Origin of the sequence: Croceibacterium aestuarii (genome assembly GCF_030657335.1) — a bacterium.
GTDB lineage: Bacteria > Pseudomonadota > Alphaproteobacteria > Sphingomonadales > Sphingomonadaceae > Croceibacterium_B > Croceibacterium_B aestuarii.
In genome coordinates, this window is record NZ_CP131039.1 from 589,494 (window position 1) to 602,313 (window position 12,820).

Genomic DNA, 12,820 nt, shown 5'->3' on the forward strand with positions numbered 1-12,820 from the left:
GTGCTTGCGTCGGCATACTGTTGTGCCTAGCTAACACGCCATGGCCGATCCCTATGCAACCTTGGGCGTAACCCGCGACGCGAGCGAAAAGGACATCAAGTCCGCCTACCGCAAGCTTGCGAAGGAACTGCACCCCGACCGCAACAAGGACAAACCCGACGCGTCGGAGCGCTTCTCCGATGTGACCCGGGCCTATGACCTGCTGTCCGACAAGGACAAGCGGGCGCAGTTCGATCGCGGCGAGATCGATGCCGACGGCAACCCGGCAATGCCTTTCGGCATGGGCGGCGGCGGGAACCCGTTCGGCGGTGGCGGCGGTTTTCGCAGCCAGCGCGGCGGGGCCGGCCCGCAGGGGTTCGACCCGCGCGACTTCCAGAACATGGCCGGGGCAGAGGGAATCGATCTCGGCGACATCTTCGACGGACTGTTCGGCGGCGCCCGCGGCGGCACCGCCGGCGGATTCGGCGGCAGGTCGGGCGGGTTCGACCGCCGGCCCTCGCCGCCGCCGCGCAAGGGTGCCGACATCAATTATCGTTTGCGCGTCCCCTTCGCCGACGCCGCGGCGCTGAAAGAGCAGCGCATCACGCTCGCCGACGGGAAGACCATCGATCTCAAGCTGCCGCAAGGCACCGAGGACGGCACGCAAATGCGCCTCAAGGGCAAGGGCGAGGCCGGGCCGGGCGGTCACGGCGATGGGATCGTCACGATCGCACTCGAGCCGCACAAGTTCTTTCGCAAGGACGGACATGACGTGCGCATGGACCTTCCGGTCACGCTGAGCGAAGCGATTGCCGGGGCCAAGGTGCGGTGTCCGACGGTGGACGGCGCGGTCATGCTGACGATCAAGCCGGGGACCAGCGGCGGCACGGTCATGCGCCTCAAAGGTAAGGGTTTTTCGAAGAAAGGCGGCGGCCGGGGCGACCAACTGGTAACGCTCGAAATCGACCTGCCCGACGACATCGCCGAACTCGCCGGCAAGCTCGAGGGGTGGGAAGATACCCGCGACGTGCGCGCCGATCTCGGCGTGTGATCGCGCCTCGGAGCCATCGACCCGCCTGCTCGTTCGCTCGACAGGCAATGGACACCTGTTAGAAACCGCAGGCGATGGCGCCCCCTGGCCTCTCCGACCCGGACAAGCATGGTCCCCCGGTCGACGATCTTTCGCCCGAAAGCAGGCGGCGGCAGGCGCTCGCGCACAGCGCCGGATTCAGCGACCAGATGCGCTATCACATGGGCCCCGGCAGCCGCGTGTTCGAGGTGGTCAAGCGAGTCGTCGTCGGCACCTACAACGACGGCTTCATCCACGCCGGCAACCTCGCCTACATGGCGGTGCTGGCGATCTTCCCGTTCTTCATCACTGCCGCGGCGATGTTCTCGTTCGTCGGCGAGGAGAGCGAGCGGGCAGCGACGATCAACGCCGTGCTCATCGCCTTGCCCCCGGTGGTCGCCGACGTCATCGGCCCGGTGGCGCGCGACGTCGTCGCGCAGCGCAGCGGATGGCTGCTGTGGGCCGGCGGGCTCATCGGCTTGTGGACCGTCGGCAGCCTGATCGAGACGATTCGCGACATCCTGCGCCGCGCCTATGGCACCGAGCCCACCGCGGCATTCTGGAAATACCGCCTGTTTTCGACCGGAATCATCATTGCGTCGGTCATCCTGCTGATGTTCAGCCTCATCGCGCAGGTACTGATCGGTGCGGCGCAAGAAGTGATCGACGCCTATTTCCCGCAACTGGCGAACCTGCTGAGCGACCTGGCGCTCTCCCGCCTCGTCCCGGCCTTCGCACTCTTCGGCTCGCTCTACCTGTTGTTCCTCACCCTGACCCCGCACGCCTACCGCACGCGGCGATATCCAAAGTGGCCGGGCGCGCTGCTGGTCGCCGGTTGGTGGATTACCGTCACCCTGACCCTGCCGCCGCTGCTGCGCACCGTGTTCCGCTACAACCTGACCTACGGTTCGCTGGCCGGCATGATGATCGCGCTGTTCTTTTTCTGGCTCGTCGGCCTAGGCATGGTAATGGGCGCCGAACTCAACGCCGCGCTCGCCGAGACGCCGGAAGAGGAGCAGGACCTGATCGGTCAGGCGGACGAACGGCAGGACGCGGCGAACAGCGCAAGGCAAGAGATCCAGGAGGAACCTGACGAATGAACGGTCTGATGCACGGCAAGCGTGGCCTGATCATGGGCCTGGCGAACGACAAGTCGCTCGCCTGGGGGATTGCCCAGAAGCTCGCCGAACACGGGGCCGAGATGGCCTTTTCCTATCAGGGGGAGGCGCTTGGCAAGCGGGTCATTCCATTGGCCGAACAGCTCGGCAGCGATTTCACCTTCGAGTGCGACGTATCGAACATGGACGCCCTCGACGCCGCCTTCGCCAATCTCAAGAAGCGTTGGGCGACGATCGATTTCGTTGTCCACGCCATCGGCTTTTCCGACAAGAGCGAACTGCGCGGGCACTACGTCGACACGAGCCTCGACAACTTCCTGATGACGATGAACATCTCCGCTTACAGCCTGGTCGCGGTGGCTAAACGGGCCCGCGAAATGATGCCGAACGGCGGCAGCATCCTGACGCTGACCTACTACGGCGCGGAAAAGGTCGTGCCGCATTACAACGTGATGGGCGTGGCCAAGGCGGCGCTGGAAACCAGCGTGCAATACCTCGCCAACGACCTCGGGCCGGAAAACATTCGCGTCAACGCCATCAGCGCCGGCCCCATCAAGACGCTCGCCGCAAGCGGCATCGGCGATTTTCGCTACATCCTCAAATGGAACGAACTCAACGCGCCCCTGCGCCGCAACGTGACGATCGAGGACGTCGGAGGCTCGGGGCTCTATTTCCTCTCCGACCTGTCATCGGGCGTGACCGGGGAGACGCACCATGTCGATGCGGGATATCACGTGGTCGGCATGAAGCAGGAGGATGCGCCGGATATTGCGCTGAGTTGAGCCGATTCTTAGGCAGGCCAGATGCCGCGAGTGTCGTAGATCGTCTTACCGGCGAGTTTCTCCGGGTCGACCTGGCAAAATGCGTCGTGATCAACCAGGACGACGATGATGCCGCAATTATCAAGAGCATCGTCCAAGTGCGCCAAGGGTATGCCTTGAAATTCAACCTGGCCTTCTCCGGCATAGGGTTCGACCACCATCAGCCGATCCACGAACCGCTGATGAAGCGCTTTCGCCACCTCCAGTGCAGGACTTTCGCGGAAGTCGTCGATATTAGCTTTGAAGGCGAGGCCCAGAACCGCGATCTTCGTTTCAGGCTGCGCGACGGCGAGCCCCACGATCCTCTCAATCACGTAAGCCGGCTTGCTGTCGTTGACCTCACGTGCAGTCCGGATCAGGCGCGCCTCTTCCGGAGCGCTGTCGACGATAAACCAAGGGTCCACAGCAATGCAGTGTCCGCCGACTCCCGGGCCGGGGGCGAGGATGTTGACTCGAGGGTGCCGATTGGCAAGGCGGATGACCTCCCAAGTGTCGATGGCTAGTCGATCACAGATCAGCGAAAGCTCGTTTGCGAAGGCGATGTTTAAATCACGAAACGCGTTTTCGCTGAGCTTGACCATTTCCGCTACCCGCACCGATGTGGTCGAGCATTCACCTTTCACGAACTTCCGATAGAAGGCCGCAGCTTTTTCGGCGCAGGCCGGCGTAATCCCACCGATGCTGCGGTCGTTCTCGATCAGCTCGACGATTATCCGTCCCGGGAGTACGCGTTCCGGACAATAGGCGACCGAAATGTCGCCTTCCGCACCATTCACACTTGGCATTTGCAAGTCGGATCGCAGTTCGCCAATGACGTCCACCACTTGTTCTGTGGTCCCAACCGGCGAAGTCGATTCAAGAATAACCAGATCGCCTTTCTTCAAGACCTTAGCTATGCTGCGCGCGGCGGCCAGAACGTAGCTGACGTCCGGCACGTGAGCATCAGTGAACGGTGTTGGCACCGCGATGACGAATACATCCGCAGGCGCCGTTTCCAGAGAGGCCTTCAGAAGTCCGTTCGCCACCACTGCTTCGACAAGTTCAGCAAGGTCGTTCTCCTGGAGGTGAATCCGTCCCGAGTTGATTGTCTCGACCACCTGCGGATTAACGTCGATTCCCGTGACCCGCAGATGGGCGTTGGCCATCACGGCAGCGGTGGGAAGCCCGATGTAGCCGAGGCCCACCATGCAAACTTGGATCTTATTCGTGTTTTTCACTTTTGCGCACCCTGAACTTGAAGCGATAGAGGCGGCGGACTTGCTGCGCGCCATCCGCCGGAAAGCAACGAGAAAACGATGAAAGCCAAGCCCCTCGTCGGCCGCAACGCCGCTTAGTTGCATCCCGCCAGGATGTCGAGTACCGACTCACGCCAGGCCGACAAGCGGCGGGGGCTCTGAAGGAGTATGGGTCGCCGGATATGCCTTGTTTGGGTGTATTGGCACGCGGCGCGTTGGGATGAGGCTGTGGCAAGTACCAGAGAATTTCAGAAGTGGCCCCGAAGTGCCGACACTCGGCAAGGCAAGAGCGCGATGGTCGTCGCGTGGGTGTTCTTCAGCTTCTTGCTCATGTTTGGCGGAGGGGCGCGGGCTGATGCACTCTCGCAGGCGCTAGTCCGCATGCTTGCCATTCTCATCATAGCGACCACGGTCACAAATACGCCGGCCCAGGCTATAGTTAAGCTGCGCGGCCCACTGCTTCTGTTCGCAGGAGTAGTCTTGCTTGTCGTTGCGCAGCTTGTTCCCTTGCCACCGGGCATTTGGAGCTCCCTTGGAGACCGCGCGCGCTTTCAGGCACTTTCCACGTTCCCGGGCATCGATTTGGTATGGCGTCCGCTCTCACTCAATCCCGATGGAACGCTGAACACACTCGTTTCCCTGCTTCCGGTTTTGGCGTCCATCCTCGTTGTCGCCGACTCTAGGATGCGGAGTGCCGATCGAACCTTGCTGATGATACTGCTCGGGTTCATCGGCCTATCCGGCCTTGTCGGATTGCTGCAATTCGCCAGTGGCGGTAACGATTTGCTCTACCCCTATCGTATTACCAACCATGGATCGGCGGTCGGACTTTTCGCAAACCGCAATCATCAAGCCGCGGCCTTGGCGTGTGCCCTCCCTCTGCTGGCAGGGTGGCTGACGGCTCGCCGCGACCGAACGTTGGGCATCGCTGTGCTGCCCGCTCTGTCGGCCGTCTTGTTAGTAATCGCCCTGATCCTAATGACAGGATCCCGCGCCGGTTTTTTGCTCATGCTGGTCGGCCTCGCTGGTGCGGCGCTCCAACTTTGGCGGTCGGGCAAGATACCCTTGCACCGGATAAGTCCGAAAGTTCTGCTGTCCGGAGTGACCCTGCTGCTCATTGTCCTTGCCGCCGCAGGCCTGTTGCTTCGTAACGCCGAATCCACCAAACGCCTGCTTTCGCAAAGCGTACAAGGCGATCTTCGCTTGCAAGTCTTTCAACCACTCGTTGAGCTGGCGTTTCGCTACATGCCCCTAGGCACCGGCTTCGGGACCTTCCCGGATGTCTACAAGGTCTACGAGCCGAAGGACCTGCTGATGTTCCAATACCTCAACCACGCGCATGATGACCTGCTTGAGCTGGCGATCGAGGCCGGAATCCCGGGCTTGGCGCTACTAGCGCTGCTGCTCATCTGGTGGGGCGTCACGGTGGCCCGACTCTGGCGCCGGGGAAACGACGAAGAGCCATTGATTGACCTCGCTCGGGCCGGTTCGGTAGGGACCGGGCTCCTACTCTTAGCAAGCGTTGTTGACTACCCCCTTCGCACGCCGGCCTTGGGTGCCATCTTCGCGATCCTGTGCTGTTGGATGTACCTAGGAGGGCGTCGCTTGGCGGCGTTAAGGAACTGAAATCTTGCCCCAACCGGACAAAACCCTTTCCCGCAGACATCGCGTGATTTTGCCTTTACCCCCGAAGGCGTGAGCGCTAATGGCCCGCGCTTATTTGAGAAATCCGGCGGCGCAGGCTGCATCTAAGCCGGTGAAAGGATCCGCTAGAGTGAAGCTGTTCGTAACGCTGGCCGGGGCCAGCTTGGTGTGCTTAGTCTTGTCGGCCTGCGCGCACAACCCGGCCCTAGTAGAAGGGCCCGGCCTGAAGGTAGCGGAGAGCAGCGAACTTCCCGCTCCAACGGTCGGCGACACAACCGGGAGCGAGGGGCCCTATCGTATCGGTCCCTACGATACATTGAGCATTCAGGTCTACAATTTGCCAAAACTGAGCAACGACAAAATCCAGGTCGATGCCGGAGGCGGCATCGCTATTCCGCTGGTGGGATCGCTGGAGGCAGCGGGGCGGACGCCCGCTGAGTTGTCTGCGCAGATCACCTCAAGCCTTCGCGCGGCTGGCGTTCGGAAACCTGATGTCGCGGTGAATATGATCGAGATTTCAAGCCAGATCGTTACCGTGACCGGCGCAGTGCGCGAGCCGGGTAATTATCCGGTACAGCCGGAGATGACGCTCATGCGCGCCGTTGCGGCTGCGAAGGGTTCCACAGAATTGACCGATTTCAAACATGTCGTGGTGTTCCGCAATGTCGACGGGCAGCGGATGGCCGCGCTCTATAATGTCAATTCAATCCAGCGAGGCGTTTACGACGACCCGCGAATTTATCCCAATGACGTCGTGGTAGTTGGCGAAAGCGCGTCGCGCGAAGTACTTCGTATCGTGGGGCAACTTGCGCCCGCAATCGTAACACCCCTCGTCTATTTGTTTACAAGGTGATTTGATGGCTTTGTTCCGGCCCGTTACGCAGCCCGAAGCGCCGGTCCCGGCGTCGCAAGTTCCGATTGAGGGTTCAACAAAGTTCGGAGCGTTTCAGCTTCCGCAGCTCGTTGTCTACTGGCGCGTATTCGAGCGCCGCAAATGGCTGGTCGCGGCGATCGTCGCCGCGGCAGCTATTTTAGGACTAGTTGTCACCGTAGCGATGACGCGAACTTACACGGCTACCGCTTCGCTCGAGATTTCACGGCAGCAGGACAAGATTGTCGACGTCCAAGACGTTCGACAGGAGCCAACCGGCGTGGACCAGGAGTTCTATCAAACGCAATATTTGCTGCTTCGCGCTCGTACGCTTGCCGAAGGGGTCGTCGACCGCTTCAAGCTTGCCCAAAACGACCAGTTCTTCGCCTTATTTGATGTAAACCCCGAAAGCGACGGCAACTCGATGACCACGCGTCGTCGCAAAGCAGTGGATATCCTGCTTTCCGGCATCAGCGTCGATCCCAACAGGGGATCGAGCCTGGTTGATGTGAGCTTTTCCAGTCCCGATCCGCAGCTTTCGGCTAAGATTGCTAATGCATGGACCCAGCAGTTCGTCGACAGCAACATGGCCCGCCGATACGAAGCCACTGCCTATGCGCGGAAATTCCTTGAAGGGCGCCTCGAACAGGTGCGCGAGAAACTTGAGGATTCGGAGCGACAACTGGTACAATACGCAACTGCTCAGCGCATCATCAACGTCACTTCGAATGAAGGAACTGGTGCCGAAGGAACACGGCAGGAGCGTCCGATAGTGACCGACGATCTGGTGGCCATGAATCGCGCGCTCGCCGAGGCGAAGGCCGACCGGATTCAAGCGCAAGCTCGTCTATCCGCCGCTCGCGCCAACGGTGTGAGCGCGGAATCGCTCAGCAACAACGCAATCGCGGCCCTGCGCGAAAAGCGCGCCGAGCTTGCGGCCGAATACTCGAGATTATTGGTGCAGTACGAACCGTCCTTTCCGGAGGCGAAGGCGGCCGCAGATCAGATTGCTGAACTTGACAAGTCTATCGCGCGTGAAGAAGGGCGGGTGGTTTCAAGCCTGCGTTCCGCATATGCCGAAGCTGCCCAGCGCGAAAGCGAGCTTCAGGCCAAGGTCGACCAGCTCAAGACGAGCGTCCTCGACCTGCGTGGGCGGAGTATCCAGTATAACATCTATCAGCGCGAGGTCGACACCAATCGCGATCTCTACAATGGCCTTCTCCAGCGTTATAAGGAAATCGGAGCCGCCGCGGGCGTCGGTGCCAACAACGTTATCGTTGTCGACCCTGCAGAAGTGCCAGAGCAGCCTTCTTCGCCTAATCTTGGCATGAACGTTGCGTTGGCTATCATGGCTGGCCTTATGTTTGCTGGCATCGCGGTCTTTGCGCTCGAACAGATCGACCAGGCGGTCAACGATCCTTCCGACCTGCCACGCGTCCTTTCGTTGCCCACCTTGGGGGTCATCCCCGACCTGCCCGACCAAGTCTCGATCGACGAGTTGCTGGATCGCAAGTCGCAAACCGCCGAAGCCTATCTTACCGCGCTCACGAGTTTGCGACTGGCTTCAGATCACGGCGTGCCGCGAACATTTTCCGTCACCAGCGCACGCGCAGGCGAGGGCAAGTCCACGACGAGCCTCGCTCTAGCGATTTCACTGGTACAGGCTGGAGCAAGCGTTCTAATCATCGACGCGGACATGCGATCCCCCAGCGTGCATTCGCGCCTCGGCATTGCCAACGAACGAGGTCTCGCGGACTACCTCGCTGGCGACGACGATCTATCGTCAGTGGTCAAACTTGCGCGTCCAAACATATCGGCTCTTACCAGTGGGCCCATTCCTCCGAACGCGGGCGACTTGCTCGCCGGACCGCGCTTCGCCGCCCTGTTGAAGTTGGCCATGGCGCAGTACGACCACGTAATCGTTGACTCGCCCCCAGTTCTTGGCCTCGCCGATGCTCCGCTAATTTCCCGGGCGGTCGAAGGCGTGGTCTTCGTTGTCGAGGCAAACGGTTCGCGGTTCAACAAGGTGCGCGTCGCCCTCGATCGACTGCGCGATGCCCATGCCCACATCTTTGGCGGCCTTCTGACCCGGTTCCAGATGAACCGGGTGATCTACAGCTACGACTATGGATACGGCTATGGCGCGGAGAATCGCGAAGGAACGAAGAGGTCAAATGCCTGACGCCAAACGCCGGAGATGGCGAACCGGCGAGCTAATTCGAGTTGCGCTCATATGGATGTTGGCGGTCGCAATGGTCACTACCGTGACCGGCATCAGCCTCGGAACGGCGATCGTTTCGCGAGCGCCGAACGTGGTTGCCGCGCTGATGCCTTTCTTTGCCAGTTCGCATGATCGCTTCGCCGACGCCTTGGTGCAGGGCGGGATGATCGGCAAGCAGAACCAACTCATCCGATCGGAAGCCGCTGCGGCCCTGCGCCGCTCTCCCCTCATGGTCCACGCGGCAAGGTCGCTGGCGCTTGTGACCACGGAGCCACGGCAGCAGGCTGAAATCATGGCCTATGCCGATAGCCTCTCTCGCCGCGACTTGCTGACTAATACCTGGTTCATAGAGCAAGCCCACAAGGCCGGACAAATCGAGGAAGAATTGGCCCGGATCGACCTCGCGTTGCGCTCGTCGGCCAGCGGACAGACTGTGCTATTCCCTCTACTGGCATCGCTCCTAACAAAGCCCGCCAATGAGCGGGCGATTGCCCGTCTCTTCGAAAGGCAGCCCAATTGGCTACCGGCATTCGTGGATTTTGCTGTCAGCCGCCGTCTGGCGACGGAACCCTTAACTGCCGCCCTGCGTGGCATCGCCATCGCTTCGCCACCGGGAAAGGATCTGCCCCAGTCGTTGGTGGACCTGCTCATAGCCGAACACCATTACCACCTCGCTCTAGACTACGCCACCGAACGCGACCCGGCGCTAGCGTCAACCACTGGCTTTTTGCGTGATCCTTCCTTCGCTCGAGCAGAAGGCATCACTCCGTTTTCCTGGTTGTATGTTTCAAACGGGCTATTCGGCGCGCGACCGGCAGACAATGGTGTGGAACTTTATGGCAGCAGTACCGCGGGCGGTGTGGCGCTTGGACAACTCGTGCTTCTGCGGCCAGGGCGGTACGAGTTGGAGACGCGCGGGCGCGTAGGAGGGGGAACGGCGAAATGGGTGGTCGACTGCGCGCCTCCAGCCAACAGGACGCTGACTGAACTAGAGATACCGCGCGACAACGAGCGAGTTGTCCAAACTGCATTCACCGTGGGGGCCGGCTGCCCAGCCCAGTTCGTGCGTCTCACGGTGCGTGCTAGCGAAACGTCAGCTGCTTTTGAGGGCAAGATCGTCGAAATACGAGTTTCCCAAGCGTCCGAGTAACGCCTCCTCCGGTTTTGCTATGAAGATTCTGCTACTTACCGCTTATTTTCCACCCGACCTTTCGGCTGGCTCATTCCGCTGCGAAGCGCTCGCCGCGGCCCTAGGCCGGGCCGACGAGGTGCACGTCGTCACCGCGCAACCGCATCGCTACGCTTCTCACACGGCCAGCGCCCCGAACCATCAAGTGCTAGGTCGTGTAACGATCCATCGCGTACCCGTGCGGTCACACGACGGTTCAATGTTCTCTCAAGCCAGAAGTTACCTCGATTACGCGGTCGGAGCCCTGCGGTACGTTCACAGGCAGGATTATGACGTGGTGTTTGCAACGAGTTCTCGCCTCTTCACCGGAGTACTCGGCGCGGTAATAGCTACATGGAAACGGCGGCCGCTGTACCTCGACGTTCGAGACATTTTTGTGGATACGCTCAAAGATGTTCTTACCCGGCGCGCGTTTTTCCTGGTTCGCCCGTTTGCGACCCTGCTCGAAAGGTTCGCAATTTCACGCGCTACGACGATCAACCTCGTATCTCAGGGGTTCGAGGACTATTTCCGCAATCGTTACCCAGGCGAGCACTTCACCTTTCTCACTAATGGCATCGATGATTATTTTGTCGGCGCTCCCGTCAGAACCCAAGGGCGGAAATCCATTCCAGCAAATATCGTCTACGCGGGTAACATTGGCGAAGGCCAAGGCCTGGAACACATCATTCCGGCGGCCGCGCGAAGGCTTGAAGGGCAGGCGATCTTTTCAATCTACGGCGAAGGTGCCCGCCGGCCCGCTCTCGAACGCAATTGCGCACTGGCCGGAGTGCAAAATGTCTTGTTGCAACCTCCAGTTCCGCGCCATCGACTGCTCGAGGTCTACGAGAGCTGCGACGCCCTTCTGGTCCATCTCAACGCTTACGATGCCTTTCTGAAGGTCTTGCCGTCGAAAATTTTCGAATATGGCGCGCTGGGGAAACCCATCATAGCCGGAGTAGCTGGATATTCCGTGCAATTCCTGCGCGAACATCTGCCCGACGCTACCGTGTTTGAACCGCGGGACGTGGAAGGCCTCGTCACTGCAGTGAAGGGTTTGACGGAGGAATCGCCCAACCTCGATCGGACCGTTTTTGTCGCAAAGTTCCGACGCGACGCGATCAGCGAGCAAATTGCTCAAGGAGTCCGCCGAATAGCCGATACCTCTGCAGAGTGACGCTACCAGGTGACGCGGGTCTGAATTTCGGCAGGACGGTCGAACTCAACTTCGAGGACCGGAAGAGGGGTCTTTTCGAAGTAGTGCCGCGACTCCAGCCCGGCGACGACTTCAAATCGTACCGCTTCGACCTCACTCAAAACCGCAAGCGCGAAACGCCCCGACTTCACCGACCGGCCGTCCAGGTGCCAATCTCGCGGAGCCAACCGCCAGCGCAGAATCGCCTTATCGGCAAAGCCGCTTATGCAATCCTCCACTACCAGGGCCTGGTTCGACAGTTGAACCCGCCGTTCGTGCCGAGCCCCCCAGGCATCCCGGTAGCTAGCCGCGAAACGAGCCACAGGTCCGATAATGTCGAAGTTGAGGCCTCCTATCCGATTCCAGTCGCAAAAGAGAAAACGCCCAAGACGGGGCATCTGGTCGTGGTAATCGAAGGCGACAGTGTTATGCGAGCGCACACCGCTAAAGTAGTCTACCAGATCCGGTTCCGCCATGTAGCTGAAACTCCCCCCGTCGCGCAGGACATTGAGGCCCGCGACCGTCAGGTCGACATGGAGGGCATCCGCCTGCGCCGGCCGGAACGAATAGCTGGGGACTCGAATGAGCGCCGAAGCTTGGCCACGGCGAAGGATCGCGAACCCCCCCGCTAAGGCCATGTAATCGCCAGGCGGCGGAGCAGCGGGTCCCTGCGGAACGACCCCGAACGCCGTCAGGCCGTCGTTCCAAGGCCCCAGAGGGAAGGCCGGCCGCCCTAGAAAAAGGATCGATGCAAGTTGTACCGAAGGGCGATAGTCCCTGTATTCGGCGCACCCCAGGTCTAGAATTCGTGCGCCGTCGTTGTTGCCCACGTTTGGCACGTCGCCCGTACCGACATCGACTTGTGCACGTAGCCATTCGACCGCTGCCCGCGCCCTTTCCTGAAACCGGTTGGAAAACGCCGGTTGCTCGAAGCGCCTTCTCCAGAGTTCGGAGAGTGACAGCGTGTCAAGCAGGACCCGATGGTAATTCGTCGAGTAGAGGCTAAACGTGCCCTGGCTGTCCACGAGCCGCGCAACGCGATTCTCCAACCAGAACCTTCCCTTTTCGCGCCATTTGGATGCCTGATCATGACCGGCAAGAGAGGGCATCGTTCCGGCGATGAACAGCGCCGCCGCCTCCGAGGTTCCATGGTTGTTATCCTGGCCAATCGCATAGCCGATCGTCGGTTCAATTCGTTCGGCGTGCATTGCGATCAGGTCGGTCAGACCGGCTTCAGTGCTCTCGGCCTGCCCCAGCAAGAGGGCGGCCTGAGCCAGTTGCATTACGCGAACCGATGCTTCCTGCCCACACTTCCAGTTCGCACCGAAGTACGGCTCGTTCTGGGCAAGCCAGCGATCTAGCCAGCCATTGAGTGTTGCCAAAGCCGACACATTGCCTCCGCGCGCTGCGCGAGCGAGCGCCGGGACCCAAGCCATCCGGGACAGTTCCCAGATCACCTTGATGTCTCCCACCTCTTGGTCGAAATCGGGAATGTCCCA

General features: G+C 60.6%; 10 protein-coding genes. 8 read left to right on the forward strand and 2 right to left on the reverse strand.

Features of this window, described 5'->3' with window-relative positions:
• Positions 1 to 40: 40 nt before the first annotated feature.
• The 3 genes from Q7I88_RS02785 to fabI all read left to right on the forward strand — a co-directional run bounded on the left by Q7I88_RS02785 (position 41) and on the right by fabI (position 2,948).
• Positions 41 to 1,030, forward strand: a complete 990-nt coding sequence (locus Q7I88_RS02785; protein ID WP_305097514.1) for a DnaJ C-terminal domain-containing protein — start codon at positions 41 to 43, stop codon at positions 1,028 to 1,030.
• A 74-nt stretch (positions 1,031 to 1,104) separates the two neighbouring features.
• Positions 1,105 to 2,148, forward strand: coding sequence for a YihY/virulence factor BrkB family protein (locus tag Q7I88_RS02790; protein ID WP_305097515.1), 1,044 nt, complete (start codon positions 1,105 to 1,107; stop codon positions 2,146 to 2,148).
• Entirely contained in the window at positions 2,145 to 2,948 is an 804-nt protein-coding gene (gene fabI, locus Q7I88_RS02795) for an enoyl-ACP reductase FabI (RefSeq protein ID WP_305097516.1), read from the forward strand. The genes Q7I88_RS02790 and fabI overlap by 4 nt, the downstream gene beginning before the upstream one ends.
• A gap of 8 nt (positions 2,949 to 2,956) precedes the next feature.
• Here fabI and wecC read toward each other — a convergent pair whose 3' ends face one another.
• Positions 2,957 to 4,204: a UDP-N-acetyl-D-mannosamine dehydrogenase gene (gene wecC / locus Q7I88_RS02800; RefSeq protein WP_305098547.1), complete on the reverse strand. Its 1,248-nt coding sequence runs from the start codon at positions 4,202 to 4,204 to the stop codon at positions 2,957 to 2,959.
• 312 nt (positions 4,205 to 4,516) lie between these two features.
• Between wecC and Q7I88_RS02805 the strand changes: the two genes are divergently transcribed.
• The 5 genes from Q7I88_RS02805 to Q7I88_RS02825 all read left to right on the forward strand — a co-directional run bounded on the left by Q7I88_RS02805 (position 4,517) and on the right by Q7I88_RS02825 (position 11,303).
• Positions 4,517 to 5,848, forward strand: a complete 1,332-nt coding sequence (locus Q7I88_RS02805; RefSeq protein ID WP_305097517.1) for an O-antigen ligase family protein — start codon at positions 4,517 to 4,519, stop codon at positions 5,846 to 5,848.
• Positions 5,849 to 5,996: 148 nt separating this feature from the next.
• Entirely contained in the window at positions 5,997 to 6,719 is a 723-nt protein-coding gene (locus Q7I88_RS02810; RefSeq protein WP_305097518.1) for a polysaccharide biosynthesis/export family protein, read from the forward strand.
• Positions 6,720 to 6,723: 4 nt separating this feature from the next.
• Entirely contained in the window at positions 6,724 to 8,919 is a 2,196-nt protein-coding gene (locus Q7I88_RS02815) for a GumC family protein (RefSeq protein WP_305097519.1), read from the forward strand.
• A gap of 82 nt (positions 8,920 to 9,001) precedes the next feature.
• Positions 9,002 to 10,108, forward strand: coding sequence for a hypothetical protein (locus Q7I88_RS02820; protein WP_305097520.1), 1,107 nt, complete (start codon positions 9,002 to 9,004; stop codon positions 10,106 to 10,108).
• A 19-nt stretch (positions 10,109 to 10,127) separates the two neighbouring features.
• Positions 10,128 to 11,303, forward strand: coding sequence for a glycosyltransferase family 4 protein (locus Q7I88_RS02825; RefSeq protein ID WP_305097521.1), 1,176 nt, complete (start codon positions 10,128 to 10,130; stop codon positions 11,301 to 11,303).
• 2 nt (positions 11,304 to 11,305) lie between these two features.
• On the opposite strand, the gene Q7I88_RS02830 is transcribed toward Q7I88_RS02825, so the two are convergent.
• Entirely contained in the window at positions 11,306 to 12,793 is a 1,488-nt protein-coding gene (locus Q7I88_RS02830; protein ID WP_305097522.1) for a heparinase II/III domain-containing protein, read from the reverse strand.
• Between the last annotated feature and the right edge of the window lie 27 nt (positions 12,794 to 12,820).